This is a genomic window from Micrococcus sp. IITD107, from assembly GCF_041927415.1.
Taxonomy (GTDB): domain Bacteria; phylum Actinomycetota; class Actinomycetes; order Actinomycetales; family Micrococcaceae; genus Citricoccus; species Citricoccus terreus.
The window spans coordinates 825,949-840,192 of the sequence record NZ_JBHFFN010000001.1; the positions used below are offsets into that span (position 1 = coordinate 825,949).

13 protein-coding genes are annotated in these 14,244 nt (G+C 68.3%); 8 read left to right on the forward strand and 5 right to left on the reverse strand.

Annotated features, from left to right (window positions below; all coding sequences use genetic code 11):
* Positions 1-24 precede the first annotated feature (24 nt).
* The 3 genes from lipB to ACEXHE_RS03865 are packed head-to-tail and all read left to right on the forward strand — an operon-like array spanning position 25 to position 2,642.
* Positions 25-753, forward strand: coding sequence for a lipoyl(octanoyl) transferase LipB (gene lipB, locus ACEXHE_RS03855; RefSeq protein WP_374784755.1), 729 nt, complete (start codon positions 25-27; stop codon positions 751-753).
* Positions 750-1,754 (forward strand): lipoyl synthase, encoded by a 1,005-nt coding sequence (lipA, locus tag ACEXHE_RS03860; RefSeq protein WP_374784756.1) that lies wholly within the window; start codon positions 750-752, stop codon positions 1,752-1,754. The genes lipB and lipA overlap by 4 nt, the downstream gene beginning before the upstream one ends.
* Positions 1,755-1,766: 12 nt before the next feature.
* Positions 1,767-2,642, forward strand: a complete 876-nt coding sequence (locus tag ACEXHE_RS03865) for a DUF4191 domain-containing protein (RefSeq protein ID WP_260061851.1) — start codon at positions 1,767-1,769, stop codon at positions 2,640-2,642.
* A 93-nt stretch (positions 2,643-2,735) separates the two neighbouring features.
* On the opposite strand, the gene ACEXHE_RS03870 is transcribed toward ACEXHE_RS03865, so the two are convergent.
* Positions 2,736-3,245 carry an RDD family protein gene (locus tag ACEXHE_RS03870; protein WP_374784757.1) on the reverse strand — a complete coding sequence of 170 codons (510 nt, stop codon included), beginning with the start codon at positions 3,243-3,245 and terminating at the stop codon, positions 2,736-2,738.
* 162 nt (positions 3,246-3,407) lie between these two features.
* Here ACEXHE_RS03870 and glnA (ACEXHE_RS03875) point away from each other — a divergent pair, with 162 nt between their 5' ends.
* Positions 3,408-4,832: a type I glutamate--ammonia ligase gene (gene glnA, locus ACEXHE_RS03875; RefSeq protein ID WP_374784758.1), complete on the forward strand. Its 1,425-nt coding sequence runs from the start codon at positions 3,408-3,410 to the stop codon at positions 4,830-4,832.
* A 206-nt stretch (positions 4,833-5,038) separates the two neighbouring features.
* Positions 5,039-6,031, forward strand: coding sequence for an LLM class flavin-dependent oxidoreductase (locus tag ACEXHE_RS03880; RefSeq protein ID WP_091696405.1), 993 nt, complete (start codon positions 5,039-5,041; stop codon positions 6,029-6,031).
* A gap of 4 nt (positions 6,032-6,035) precedes the next feature.
* Here the strand turns inward: ACEXHE_RS03880 and ACEXHE_RS03885 are convergent, their stop codons facing one another.
* A complete protein-coding gene (locus ACEXHE_RS03885; protein ID WP_374784759.1) occupies positions 6,036-9,167 on the reverse strand; it encodes a bifunctional [glutamine synthetase] adenylyltransferase/[glutamine synthetase]-adenylyl-L-tyrosine phosphorylase in 3,132 nt (1,043 codons plus the stop codon).
* Positions 9,104-10,444, reverse strand: a complete 1,341-nt coding sequence (glnA, locus tag ACEXHE_RS03890) for a type I glutamate--ammonia ligase (protein WP_374784760.1) — start codon at positions 10,442-10,444, stop codon at positions 9,104-9,106. Before glnA (ACEXHE_RS03890) ends, ACEXHE_RS03885 begins: the two co-directional genes overlap by 64 nt.
* Before the next feature lie 134 nt (positions 10,445-10,578).
* On the opposite strand from glnA (ACEXHE_RS03890), the gene panB reads away from it, so the two are divergent.
* Entirely contained in the window at positions 10,579-11,424 is an 846-nt protein-coding gene (gene panB / locus ACEXHE_RS03895; protein ID WP_374784761.1) for a 3-methyl-2-oxobutanoate hydroxymethyltransferase, read from the forward strand.
* 71 nt (positions 11,425-11,495) lie between these two features.
* Here the strand turns inward: panB and ACEXHE_RS03900 are convergent, their stop codons facing one another.
* The gene (locus tag ACEXHE_RS03900) at positions 11,496-11,699 is read right to left on the reverse strand and encodes an SPOR domain-containing protein (RefSeq protein ID WP_374784762.1); all 204 of its coding nucleotides are present in this window, start codon (positions 11,697-11,699) and stop codon (positions 11,496-11,498) included.
* Positions 11,700-11,763: 64 nt separating this feature from the next.
* On the opposite strand from ACEXHE_RS03900, the gene map reads away from it, so the two are divergent.
* Both map and ppgK read left to right on the forward strand, forming a co-directional pair.
* Positions 11,764-12,711: a type I methionyl aminopeptidase gene (gene map / locus ACEXHE_RS03905; protein ID WP_285180104.1), complete on the forward strand. Its 948-nt coding sequence runs from the start codon at positions 11,764-11,766 to the stop codon at positions 12,709-12,711.
* 158 nt (positions 12,712-12,869) lie between these two features.
* Positions 12,870-13,634 (forward strand): polyphosphate--glucose phosphotransferase, encoded by a 765-nt coding sequence (gene ppgK, locus ACEXHE_RS03910; protein ID WP_091696707.1) that lies wholly within the window; start codon positions 12,870-12,872, stop codon positions 13,632-13,634.
* 106 nt (positions 13,635-13,740) lie between these two features.
* Here the strand turns inward: ppgK and nrdR are convergent, their stop codons facing one another.
* Positions 13,741-14,235, reverse strand: a complete 495-nt coding sequence (gene nrdR, locus ACEXHE_RS03915) for a transcriptional regulator NrdR (protein ID WP_260061812.1) — start codon at positions 14,233-14,235, stop codon at positions 13,741-13,743.
* Between the last annotated feature and the right edge of the window lie 9 nt (positions 14,236-14,244).

Below are 14,244 nucleotides of genomic sequence, written 5' to 3' on the forward strand. Positions count from 1 at the left end.
CGGCGGGTGGGTTACAGTGTGCGCATGCCCACAGACTCTCTGCCGGTCCACCGCGTCCTGGGACTGTCTCCGGACACGGTCGACTACCGGCAGACATGGGACCTGCAGCAGCGTCTTCATGCCGACGTCGTCGCCCAGCGCAGCCCTGGTGCCGTCCTGTTCCTGGAACACACCTCCGTCTACACGGCCGGGCGCCGCACCCGACCCGAGGACCTCCCGGACGACGGCTCCGACGTGGTGCCGGTGGACCGCGGCGGACAGCTGACGTGGCATGGCCCAGGACAGCTGGTCTGCTACCCGGTGGTGGCACTGGCCCATCCTGCCGAGGTGAAGGACTACGTCTGGTTCCTGGAGGAGGTCATCATCCTCAGCCTCGCCGACCATGGCGTCCAGGCCGTCCGCGTGGAGGGCCGCTCCGGGGTCTGGCTGCGAGCGGACGCCCGGCGGCCCCGGGACGAGAAGATCGCCGCCGTGGGACTGCGGGTCACCCACGGGGTGACGATGCACGGCTTCGCCCTGAACTGCTCCAATTCCCTGGAGCCGTACACGCCCATCACGGCCTGCGGCATCCGCGACGCCGGCTCCACCACTCTCACCCGGGAGATCCGCAGGACCGTCGCGCCCGCCGACATCCTCCCGGATGTCCGGCGCCACTTCTCGGCGCTGGCGCCGGCCTACCTGGCACCGGTGACCCAGCCCCTGGACGAGGACTCCCTCGTCCTGACACCCCTCCTGGAAGGAACCGCCCTGTGACCGCTTCGCCCGACGGCCGCCGCCTGCTGCGCATCGAGCAGCGCAACTCCCAGACGCCCGTGGAGCGCAAGCCGGCCTGGATGAAGGCGAAGGTGCAGATGGGCCCGGAGTTCGCCGAGCTGAAGCGGACGGTGAAGTCCTCCGGGCTGCACACCGTCTGCGAAGAGGCCGGATGCCCCAACATCTTCGAATGCTGGGAGGACCGCGAGGCCACGTTCCTGATCGGCGGCTCCGACTGCACTCGGCGGTGCGACTTCTGCCAGATCGACACCGGCCGGCCGGCCCCGCTGGACCGGGCCGAGCCACTGAAGGTCGCCCGGTCCGTCCAGCAGATGGACCTGCGGTATGCGACCGTGACCGGCGTGGCCCGCGACGACCTGACCGACGGCGGGGCCTGGCTGTACGCGGAGACGATCCGCCAGATCCACGCCGTGAACCCCGGGACCGGCGTGGAGATCCTGATCCCCGACTTCAATGCGGTCCCCGAGCTCGTGGGACAGGTGATCGACGCGCAGCCGGAGGTCTTCGCCCACAATGTCGAGACCGTTCCGCGGATCTTCAAGGCCATCCGTCCCGCGTTCCGGTACGAACGGTCTCTGGACGTGATCCGTCAGGGGCGGGACGCCGGGATGATCACCAAGTCCAACCTGATCCTGGGCATGGGCGAGGAGCGGGCGGAGATCAGCCAGGCCATGCGGGACCTGCATGACGCCGGGTGCGATCTGCTCACCATCACCCAGTACCTGCGACCCACCGAGAGACACCATCCGGTGGACCGGTGGGTGCGCCCCGAGGAGTTCGTGGAGCTGTCCGAGGAGGCCGAGCAGATCGGCTTCCTTGGCGTGATGGCCGGTCCCCTCGTGCGCTCGTCCTACCGCGCCGGACGGCTCTGGGCCACAGCCATGCGGCGGAAGGGCCGTCCGATCCCCGACCAGCTGGCCCACCTGGAGAACTCCGGCACCACGCGGCAGGAGGCCGCCACCCTGCTCGCCGGTCGGTAGACTGGACCCACTATGGCCTCATCCAAGAAGACACCGGCTGGCTCCGGTCAGCCCACCGCGCCCTCCTCCGCACGCCCCTCCGGCTCCTCCGCAAACGGCTCCTCCACCCGCGAGAAGCTCAAGGCCGTCAAGGCCGCTCAGCGGCAAGCCCGCGCCGATCAGAAGGCGACCGCCCAGGCCACCCGGGATGAGAAGCGCGCGAAGAAGAAGGCGACCAAGAAGCCGGGCGTGTTCAAACAGCTCAAGCAGGTCTTCACCATGACTCGTGCGCATGACCCCAAGGTCGTGCTGTGGATGGTGCTGGCCTTCCTCGGGTCCGTGGCTGTGGGCCTGATCATCGGCCTGCTGCTGAACAACTGGATCACCTGGCTGCTGATCTCCATCCCCTTCGGCCTCCTGGCAGCCGTGCTGGTGATGAACCGCAAGGCAGAGAAGGCCGCCTTCGCTCAGATCGAGGGTCGCCCGGGAGCTGCCGGCGCCGCCCTGTCCACCCTGCGTCGCGGATGGATCATCCCCGAGCAGCCGGTCGCGGTGCACCCCAAGACCCAGGATGCCGTCTTCCGTGCCGTGGGACGACCCGGCGTGGTCCTGGTGACCGAGGGCCCCACTCAGCGGGTTCGGCAGCTCGTGGAGAAGGAGCGCAAGAAGATGGCGCGCTTCCTGCCCAACGTGCCGATCGAGGTCATCCACACCGGCAACGGCGACGGTCAGGTCGCACTGCACGAGGTCTCCTCCACGCTGAAGCGACTGCCCAAGAAGCTGACCAAGCAGGAGGTCCAGGCCGTGGACAAGCGCATCTCCGCGCTGGGATCCAGCAAGCTGCCCATCCCTCAGGGGATCGACCCCTACCGCGCACGTCCGGACCGCAAGTCCATGCGCGGTCGCTGATCCACCTGCACCATCACGAGTCTGCCCCGGAGCACATCGCTCCGGGGCAGACTCATGTTCGGCCGAGTCACGGCGTGAGGCTGCAGACGGAGATCACATGCGGATCTGCACCGTTCTGGCCAGCCGTTCGTGCGCGCCGCGGCCGTCGGCGTCCACCATCAGCGGGGGCACCACCAGGCACAGCATCACCGTGCGGATCAGGGCCTTCACCGGCCCGGCCCAGGCGCCACCGACCCGCACCACCTGGATGCCGACGATCCGCTTGCCCAACGTGGTGCCCAGGGTGCCCAGCAGCAGCACCTGCATGGCGGCGAAGATCACCAGCGTGGCCAGCGGGGCATTCTGGAACCAGACATTGGAGATCACCAGTGCCGCGGCCCAGTCGATCAGCAGTGCCAGGATGCGTCGTCCGGTGCCGGGCATCGAGGTGGGTCCCTGTGCAGGCAGACCCAGTCGCTGCCCGCGCCATCCATCGCCCCCACGCTGCGGAGGCCCGTCCACCCAGCTGGCCAGATCGCGGCGCGTGATCACGCGATCCTGCCGGCCGTCGTCGGGACGTGAACGATCTGCCGGGTCACCCGGTGAGGAAGTCTTCTTGGCCACCCATCCACTCTACCGACGGCCCCGGCCGCCATTCCGCTGGAACAGCGGCACCGGCACCGGGCTCGTTACACGCCCGAAACACGGCCGTCACGGCCGTCTCATGGGGCACCGATAGGCTGGGGTCAACCGTTCACCCCTTTGGCAACACGGCAAGGAGCCACGATGTTCTCATCTCCCGAAGAAGTCCTCGCTTACATCAAGGAGGAGGACGTCGTCTTCGTCGACGTCCGCTTCACCGACCTGCCCGGCGTGCAGCAGCACTTCAACGTCCCCGCCAAGACGGTGGATGAGGACTTCTTCAAGGACGGTCAGCTCTTCGACGGCTCCTCCATTCGCGGCTTCCAGGGCATCGCCGAGTCGGACATGCAGCTCATCCCGGATGTGGCCACCGCCTACATCGATCCGTTCCGGGTGGAGAAGACCCTCTGCATGAACTTCTCGATCGTCAACCCGCGCACCGGCGAGCCGTACCACCGTGACCCGCGCGGCGTCGCCCAGCGTGCTGAGGAGTACCTGGCCTCCACCGGCATCGCCGACACCGCGTTCTTCGCCCCTGAGGCCGAGTTCTTCATCTTCGACGACGTCCGCTACGAGTCCACCCCGCAGCGCTCCTTCTACTCGGTGGACTCCGAGGAGGCCTGGTGGAACTCCGCCCGTCAGGACGAGGGCGGCAACCTGGGCCACAAGACCCCGGTCAAGGGCGGCTACTTCCCGGTCTCCCCCGTGGACAAGCAGGCCGATCTGCGTGACGCGATCTGCGTGGCCCTGGACGAGGCCGGGCTCGACGTGGAGCGCTCCCACCACGAGGTCGGCGCCGCCGGTCAGGCCGAGATCAACTACCGCTTCAACACCCTGACCCACTCGGCCGACGACCTGCTGAAGTTCAAGTACATCGTCAAGGGTGTGGCCGAGGCCTTCGGCAAGTCAGCGACCTTCATGCCCAAGCCAGTCTTCGGCGACAACGGCTCGGGCATGCACTGCCACCAGTCCCTGTGGAACGGCGGGGAACCGCTGTTCTACGACGAGAAGGGCTACGCCAACCTCTCGGACACCGCCCGCTGGTACATCGGCGGCCTGCTCAAGCACGCCTCGGCCATCCTGGCCTTCACCAACCCCACGGTGAACTCCTACCGTCGCCTGGTCAAGGGCTTCGAGGCCCCGGTCAACATGGTCTACTCCCAGGGCAACCGCTCGGCCGCCATCCGCATCCCCATCACCGGGTCCAACCCCAAGGCCAAGCGCCTGGAGTTCCGCGCCCCGGACGCCTCGGCCAACCCCTACCTGGCCTTCGCCGCCCAGCTGATGGCTGGCCTGGACGGCATCCGCAATCGCATCGAGCCCGCCGAGCCGATCGACAAGGACCTCTACGAGCTGCCCGCCGAGGAGGCCAAGGACATCCAGAAGGCCCCGGGTTCCCTGGACGAGGCGCTGGAGGCTCTGGAGGAGGACCACGAGTTCCTGCTGGCCGGAGACGTCTTCACCGAGGACCTGATCCAGGCCTGGATCGAGTACAAGCGCGAGGTGGAGATCCTGCCGCTGTCCATCCGCCCGAACCCCTACGAGTTCGAGCTGTACTACAGCTGCTGATCTGCGGTCGCCAGCTCCGGGAGACCTGAGCCGAGGACCGAGCATCACGACGACGGCACCCAGCCGACCTTCACCGGTCGCCTGGGTGCCGCTGGCGTGTGTGGGGCTCTGTCAGCCTCGTCAGGGAATAGTCACCGCGTGGTCTCCGCTGTACTCCAGGACGATGACGAGTCCGCGCCGGTGGCGCGGGGAATGAAGGTGTGTGCATGAGCTATCCGGTCTCGATCCTGGACCTGGCCGTGGTCCGTCCCGGTCAAGCGGTGTCTGAGGCGGTCGCCCAGAGCGTGGAGCTGGCCCAGTTGGCCGAGCGTGAGGGATTCGAGCGGATCTGGTTCGCCGAGCACCACAACTTCCCCACCATCGCCTCCTCGGCCACCTCGGTGCTGCTGGCCCATGTGGCCGCCCACACCGAGTCCATCCGGCTCGGCGCCGGAGGGATCATGCTGCCCAACCACTCACCTCTGGTGATCGCCGAACAGTTCGGCACCCTGGCAGAGCTCCATCCTGGCCGCATCGACCTGGGACTGGGCCGGGCGCCCGGCACCGATCAGCGCACCATGATGGCCCTGCGGCGCGAGCCCTCTGCCGCGGACACATTCCCGCGAGACGTCAAGGAGCTGCAGGGATACCTCACCGGCAACTCGCTCATTCCGGGTGTGGACGCCTACCCGGGCACGGGAACGAACGTGCCGCTCTACATCCTGGGCTCCTCCCAGTACGGTGCACAGCTGGCCGCCGCCCTGGGTCTGGGCTACTCCTTCGCCTCGCACTTCGCACCCCAGATGCTCGAGCACGCCGCACGTGTCTACCGGGAGTCCTTCGAACCGACCGGTGAGGACGGGGCCCTGACCGAGCCGCACTTCATCGCCGCCCTGAACGTGATCGCCGCAGACACGGACGAGGAGGCCCACCGCCAGTTGGAGCTCTCTCAGCGGCTGCGGATCCGGCAGATGCTCGGTCGCGGCCGTGATCTCACCGAGGATGAGGTCACCATGCTGATGCACTCCCCCGCCGGAGAACAGGTCATGTCCATGAGCAAGTACACCGCGGTGGGCACCGTGGACACCGTTCGGGAGTATCTGGACGCCTTCCGTGAGCGAGTCCAGGCCGATGAGCTGATCGTCACCAACGCCGCCCCTGACCTCTCGGCGCGGCGGCGGACGCTGGAACTGCTGGGCGAGCACGTCATCCGCCGCTGACCGTCTACAGCCCGTAGAAGTGCTTCTCGAACAGGTGCCGCGCCTGGCGGGTGGTGCGCAGGTAGTCCTCTTCGAAGCGTGAGGCCTGGCCCGGCTCATACCCGCACCAGCGAGCCACCGCCTCCAGGTCACCGCGCTTGGTGGGAACGACATCGGACGGCTTGCCGGACCAGACCATGTTCCCGGCCCTGATGCGGGTGGCCAGGCTCCACGCACGGTGCAGCACCTCGGCGTCCTGCGCTGGAAGGAGCCCGGCGTGGACCAGGGCTTTGAGCGCCTCCAGCGTCGAGGTGGTGCGCAGGGCGGCGTGCTCGTGGGCGTGGCGCAGCTGAAGGGTCTGGACCAGCCACTCCACATCCGAGAGTCCGCCCCGGCCCAGCTTCACGTGCCGTGCAGGATCGGCCCCGCGGGGAAGTCGCTCGGCCTCCACACGTGCCTTGATCCTGCGGATCTCCCGGATCGGACCAGGTCCCGGATCCGCCGCATAGCGGACCGTGTCAGCCCAGGCGGTGAACTCTTCGGCAAGGTCGTCGTCACCGGCCACCGGGCGGGCACGCAGCAGAGCCTGGACCTCCCAGATCTCCGCCCATCGGCGGTAGTACTCACGGTAGGACTCCATGGACCGGGCCAGGGGGCCCTTCTTGCCCTCGGGGCGCAGGTCGGCGTCGATCTCCAGCGGACGCTCGCCCAGCACCGCGGGCCGGCATGGCTGCTTGAGCAGTGCGCTGATGCGTTTGGCCAGCTCCACCGCCTGGCGCTGGGCCTCATCCGGGTCGGCTCCCTCGTGGGGCCTGTGGACGAACATGACATCCATGTCGGATCCGTACCCGATCTCGCGGCCGCCCTGCCGGCCCATGGCCACCACGAGCAGATCGGTGATCTCCTCCTGGTCTGGCCCCAGATCCTTCTCCGCCACGTGCAGCGCCCCCAGGACAGCGGCCTGGTCGGCGTCGGACAGCGCCGCGCCGACCGCCTCCTGGTCCAGCAGGCCGGAGGCATCGGCGATCGCGGTGCGCAGGATCTCGCGCTGACGGATGAGCCGGATCAGGCGCATGGCCTCATCGGCTGAGGGATGGCGGTTCATCTTCGACTGGATCTCGGTCCACTGCGTCTCGAAGGAGCGCGGCGCCAGGTCCTTGTCGCTGCCCAGCCAGGCGGCGGCCTCCGGCAGGTGCTCCAACATGTCGCTGATGTACCGCGATGAGGACAGGACCTGGCACAGGCGCTCGGCCGCTGCCGATGAATCGCGCAGCATGCCCAGGAACCAGGGCGAGGACCCCAGGGACTCGGAGAGCCTGCGGAAGGCGAGGAGGCCGCCGTCGGGATCTGGTCCGTTGGCCAGCCAGCCCAACATGACCGGAAGGAGCTGGCGCTGCAGCGCCGCCCTGCGGGAGACCCCGGCGGTGAGGGCCTCGATGTGGCGGATGGCACCTTTCGGGTCCAGATAGCCCAGAGCCGCCAGTCGTTCCTGGACGGCTTCTGCGCTGAGCCGGACGTCGTCGGCCGAGAGGACAGCCGTGGTGGAGAGCAGCGGCCGGTAGAAGATCTGCTCGTGCAGGGCCCGGACGTCGCGGCGGGTGCGGTTCCAGGCCTCCACCAGGCCCTCGGCGTTGACCGGCCCGGTGGCACCGGGACCCCGCATGGCCCGGGCCAGGACCCGCAGGGCCTCCGTCTTGTGCGGCATCAGATGGGTCCGGCGCATGTGCACCATCTGGATCCGGTGCTCCAGCAGACGCAGGTACCGATAGTGGCCGGCGAAGGCATCCCCGTCCCGACGGCTGATGTAGGAGGCCTCCTGCAGCGCATGCAGTGCCTCCAGGGTGCCGCGGACCCGCACGGACTCGTCAGCGCGTCCGTGCACCAGCTGCAGCAGCTGGGCGGTGAACTCCACGTCCCGCAGCCCCCCGGAGCCGAGTTTGATCTCCCGGTCCCGTTCCTTGTGGGAGATGTTCTCCATGACCCGACGACGCATGGCCTGCACCGACTCCACGAAGCCCTCGCGCTCGGAGCTGGTCCAGACCAGAGGCCAGATGGTCTCCAGGTACTCCCGGCCCACGTCTGGATCGCCGGCGATGGGTCGTGCCTTCAGCAGTGCCTGGAACTCCCAGCTGTGCGCCCACCGGCGGTAGTACTCGGCGTGGGAGTCCACGGTGCGGGACAGGGCCCCGTCCTTGCCCTCGGGGCGCAGATTGGCGTCCACCTCCCATAGTCCCTGTTCCGGGGCGGCTGCGGAGATCACCCGTGAGATGCCGGAGGCCAGTTCCCCCGCGATCTGCGCAGCCCGCCGCTCGTCGTCCAGAGTGGTGCTGTGGGCGAAGATCACGTCCACGTCGGAGATGTAGTTCAGCTCCCGAGCCCCGCATTTGCCCATCCCGATGATGGCCAGCTGCACCTGCAGCGCATCCTCACCGTGCTGCTCCACCGCCTCGGCCCGGGCCACGGCCAGGCTCGCCTCGATCGCCGCCCCTGCCAGGTCCGCCAGCCAGAGCGAGACCCGAGGCTGGGCGTCCGCAGGCTCCTCGGCCTCCAGGTCCTGCAGGGCGATGGCGGTCAGCTGCCGCCGGTAGGCCACCCGCAGTGCGGTGGCCGCGTCCTTGCCCCGCAGCGAGGCGACCGGCGGTGTCTGATCCGGGTCGGCTCCCACGGATTCGAGCAGCAGCCGACGCAGCCCGTCGGTGTCCGCCTCCCAGCGTTGCGGGCCCAGCACCGGTGCGGTGGTGGCCGCCCCGGCAGGGTCCAGCACCAGGTCGATGTGCTCGGTCCGGCGGATCAGGAACTCGCCCAGGGCTTCGGAGGATCCCAGCAATCGCACCAGACGCCGGGCGGTATCAGGCTCCTGCAACGCCGTGGCCGCAGACGGTGCCCGCTCGATCAACCTGATCAGCAGGATCAGGGCCTGGTCCGGGTTCGGCGCGTCGGCGAGGATCCGCGCCATCTCCTCGGCCGGGACCGAGGCCAGCTCCGGGGACTCCAGCAGTCTGCCGGCCCGTTCGACCTCACCGAATCCGGCCGCCACCAGAGCGCGGCGGCTCGGTGCGGCCTGTCCTGACTCCTCGGAGCGGCCCGGGCCGGTCACAGGATGCCCAGGTAGCGCCGCAGCTCGTAGGGAGTGACCTCCACGCGGTACTCGTCCCATTCCTGGCGCTTGTTGCGCAGATAGTTCTCGAACGCCTGCTCGCCCAGGACACCGGCCACGAACTCGGACTCCTCCATCAGCCGAAGAGCATCATGCAGAGTGCCGGGGAGCGGATCATGGCCGAGGGCTCGGCGTTCGGTGTTGGTCAGCGCGCTGATGTCCTCAGCGGCGGCCTCGGGCAGCTCGTACTCCTCCTCGATCCCCTTCAGGCCTGCCGCGAGCAGCACGGCGTAGGTCAGATAGGGGTTGGCCGAGGCGTCGATCCCGCGGTACTCCACGCGGGCCGAGCCGGCCTTGTCCGGCTTGTACAGCGGGACCCGGACCAGCGCGGAGCGGTTGTTGTGGCCCCAGGAGACATAGGCCGGTGCCTCGCCACCGCCCCACAGCCGCTTGTAGGAGTTGACGAACTGGTGGGTGATCGCGGTGATCTCCGGGGAGTGCTTGAGCAGGCCGGCCACGAACCGACGGGCCGTGGTGGAGAGGCGGTACTCAGCGGCGGGGTCGTAGAACGCGTTGGAGTCCCCTTCGAACAGCGAGAAGTGGGTGTGCATGCCCGACCCCGGGTGCTCGCCGAACGGCTTGGGCATGAACGTGGCGTAGCTGCCCTGCAGCTGGGCCACCTCCTTGACCACCGTGCGGAAGGTCATGATGTTGTCCGCTGTCTGCAGCGCGTCCGCGTAGCGCAGCACGATCTCGTTCTGGCCCGGGCCGTTCTCATGGTGACTGAACTCCACCGAGATCCCGATCGACTCCAGCATGCTCACCACATGGCGGCGGAAGTCCTGGGCCACGCCGCCCGGGACGTGATCGAAGTAGCCGGCCTGGTCCACCGGGACGGGCTTGCCGTCCGCGCCCAGCTGCTCGGAGCGCAGCAGGTAGAACTCGTTCTCCGGGTGGGTGTAGCAGGTGAAGCCCATGTCCGCCGCCCTGTTGAGCTGGCGACGCAGGATGTAGCGGGGATCCGAGGCGGAGGGCTCCCCGTCCGGGGTCATCACGTCACAGAACATCCGCGAGGTCGGCTCGTCCTCACCCCGCCACGGCAGGATCTGGAAGGTGGAGGGATCCGGCTGCAGCAGCATGTCCGATTCGAAGATGCGGGTGAAGCCGTCGATCGAGGAGCCGTCGAACCCCAGCCCCTCGGTGAAGGCGCCCTCGACCTCGGCCGGCGCCAGGGCCACGGACTTCAGGGTCCCGGTGACGTCCGTGAACCAGAGGCGGACGAAGCGCACATCCCGATCCTCGATGGTGCGCAGGACGAATTCCTGTTGACGGTCCATGGTGACGACGGCCTCCTGTGGGATCGCGGTGCCGGACGCCGGTCAGTCCGGTTCGGCATGGATTCCACTCTAGCTTCACCGACCCTCCCGGACCTCTGGGAGACGGCCACGGCCCCGCCGGTAGACTCCGCACCATGGCTGAGAATGAGACCGCGCCCTACGGCACCCCGAAGGCACCGTCCCGGTACCGGACCGTCCACCTCCAGCAGGCCAAGGACGAAGGCAGGCATTTCGCCATGCTCACCGCCTACGACTTCCAGATGGCCCAGATCTTCGATCAGGCCGGGATCGAGACCATTCTGGTCGGCGACTCCGCGGCCAACAACGTGATGGGGCATGCCACCACCCTGCCCATCACCCTGGACGAGATGATCGTCTTCGCCTCCTCTGTGGTCCGGGCCGCCCAGCACGCCATGGTGGTGTGCGATCTGCCCTTCGGCTCCTATGAGCTCTCCCCGGAGCAGGGCACGGCCTCGGCCATCCGTCTGATCAAGGAGGCCGGTGTCCATGCGGTGAAGATGGAGGGGGGTTCGCGCTACGCCGAGCACATCCGGATGATGACGGCAGCCGGCGTCCCCGTGATGGCCCACATCGGCTTCACTCCCCAGTCCGAGAACGTCCTGGGCGGCTACCGGGTCCAGGGACGCGGGGATGATGCCGCCGCTCGGATGATCCAGGAGGCCACCGCCCTACAGGACGCCGGTGCCTTCTGCGTGCTGATGGAGATGGTCCCCTCCGAGGTGGCCCGGCAGGTGGACGAGGCACTGCGAGTCCCCACCATCGGGATCGGCGCGGGCAACGCCACCACCGGACAGGTGCTGGTGTGGCAGGACATGTTGGGCCTGCGGTCCGGAAAGATGCCGCGGTTCGTCAAGCAGTATGCGGACCTTCGGTCCGTGGTGCACGACGCCGTCACCTCCTATGTGCAGGAGGTCCGGTCCGGCACGTTCCCGGCTCCGGCGCACGGCTTCGAGTCCTGAGACCCACGCTCTGACACACAGGCCCGGGCACCCTCAGGGGTGCCCGGGCCTGCCGCTCTCTGAGGTGGGTCTCAGTCGGTGTCGTTGGTGGGGTTGTTGTCCCAGTTCGCGTCCTGCGCGTCGGAGTCGTCCCACTTGTCGTTGTTCGCCTGGACCTTGGCCAGCGCGGACTGGGCCTCCTCCCGGGTGGCGTAGGGCCCCAGCAGCTGAGACCAGTCAGACTGCGGTCCCTCTTCGATCTGTTTGGTGTTCACGTTGAACCAGTACTCGCTCATGACGCCATGCTAGACCCCGGCGCGGAGGACCGAACGGGTCCGTGCCTGGCGATAGGATCGAGTCATGTCCCCCGCTGCGTCGAACACCGCCGTCACCTCCAGCCACAATGCACCCCGTCCTGCCGGCCCTGCCCCGGGTGAGCCCGGATCCAAGGCTCCCCTGGGCACTCTGGCGCCGGGCGTCGTCGGGCCCCTCCTGCCGGTGCCGGCCCACATCCAGCGTCCGGAGTACGTGGGGAAGAAGACCGCGAATGAGGGCAACGCCTCGGATGTGTATGACGCCGAGGGGATCGAGAAGATCCGGGCGGCCGGACGCCTGGCGGCCCAGGCCATGCAGGAGACCGCGAAGCACATCGGTCCCGGGGTCACCACTGCCGAGCTGGACCGGATCGCCCACGAGTTCCTGGTGGACCATGGCGCCTACCCGTCCTGCCTGGGGTACCGCGAGTTCCCCAAGTCGATCTGCACCAGCCTCAATGAGGTCATCTGCCACGGCATCCCTGACTCCACCGTGCTGGAGGACGGGGACATCATCAACCTGGACATCACCGCCTACCTGGACGGGCACCACGGCGACCACAACATGACCTTCCCGGTCGGCACGGTGGATGAGGAGTCGGCCCTGCTGATCGAGCGCACCCACGAGGCGATGATGCGCGGGATCAAGGCGGTCAAGCCCGGGCGCCAGATCAATGTGATCGGCCGGGCGATCGAGTCCTACGCCAAGCGGTTCGGCTACGGCGTGGTGCGCGACTTCATCGGGCATGGAGTGGGCGTGGAGTTCCACTCCGGCCTGGTCATCCCCCACTACGACGCCGCACCCGCGCACGACCGACTGATGGTGCCGGGCATGGTGTTCACCATCGAGCCGATGATCACCCTCGGTGGGATCGCCTGGGACCAGTGGGACGACGGCTGGACCGTCACCACACGGGACCGAACCCGCACCGCCCAGTTCGAGCACACCCTGGTGGTCACCGAGGACGGCGCAGACATCCTCACGCTGCCCTGACCTCCCCTCGCCTCACACCTGCACACCCCCAGCCCTTCAAGACCGGAGATCCCATGGACCACGTCACCGCAGACCGAGCAGCCCAGACCGAGCAGCCCGGAGCTCACGCCGCCGGACAGCATCAGGTCACCGGCCAGGACGGCGCCTACCGCAAGATCATGGGCATCGACATCGGTGGCACCGGCATGAAGGGTGGGATCGTCCGCGTGGGCGATCACCCCAAGAGCGGTCAGCTCAAGGGCGACCGCTTCCGCATCCCCACGCCGCAGCCAGCGCTGCCGGAATCGGTGTCCCAGACCCTGGAGTCGATCGCCGCTGAACTGGATTCCCGCAAGGGTGCACCCTCGCCGGACGCCGCGGTGGGCGTCTGCTTCCCCTCGATCATCCAGCACGGCGTGTGCCTCTCGGCCAACAACATCGACCCGTCCTGGATCGGCACGGACGTCCAGGGGCTCTTCAGCGATCACCTGGGCCGTCCGGTCCGGGTCATCAACGACGCCGACGCGGCCGGCCTGGCCGAATCACGGTTCGGCGCGGGCAGGGGTGTGGCCGGATCGGTGCTGACCATCACGCTGGGGACCGGGATCGGCGCGGCGATGGTGCATGACGGGATCCTGGTCCCGAACTTCGAGCTGGGGTCACTGGAGCTGGACGGCGTGATGGCCGAGAAGCGCGCTTCGGCCTCGGCCCGCGAACGCGAGGGGCTGGACTGGCCCGCGTACGCGGAGCGTCTGCAGCGCTACTTCTCCTACGTGGAGCGGATCTTCTCGCCGGACCTGTTCATCGTGGGTGGCGGCATCTCCAAGCGGCCGGACGACTTCCTGCCGCTGCTGAACCTGCGCACCCCGATCGTGCCGGCCGAGCTGCGCAACAACGCCGGGATCGTGGGGGCCGCGCTGTATGCGGCCGAGTCGAATGCCTGATCTGGTCGGCGGAACGGGCTGCTGAGGGTGGTGGCCGGGGGCGGCTCCGGCTTCCCCTCCGGAGCCGCCACCGGCAGCTGTGGGGCCCCGTCACGGGGCGGTTCACCTAGCGGGTGAACAGTCGAGGCTGCAGCGCCTCCGGCCGTGTGGCCTTGCCGTCCGAGGTGCGCAGCTCCTCGATCGCCTTCTCGAAGTCCTTCAGGTTCTCGAAGTCCTGATAGACCGAGGCGAACCGCAGGTACGCGACCTGGTCGAGCCGACGCAGCGGATCCAGGATGGCCAGACCCACCTCGTGGGCGTCCACCTCGGCGTTGCCGGCGGCGCGGATGACCTCTTCGACCTCTTGCGCCAACATGGCCAGATCGTCTCCGGTGACGGGCCGGCCCTGGCAGGCCTTGCGCACACCGTTGATGATCTTGGTCCGGTCGAAGGGCTCTGCCACCCCGGAGCGCTTCACCACGGTCAGTGACGTGGTCTCCATGGTGGTGAACCGCTTCCCACAGGACTGGCACTGACGGCGCCGGCGGATGGCCGAACCGTCGTCCATCGAGCGGGAGTCGACGACGCGGGAGTCCTCGTGACGGCAGAACGGACAGTGCATGGGATGTGC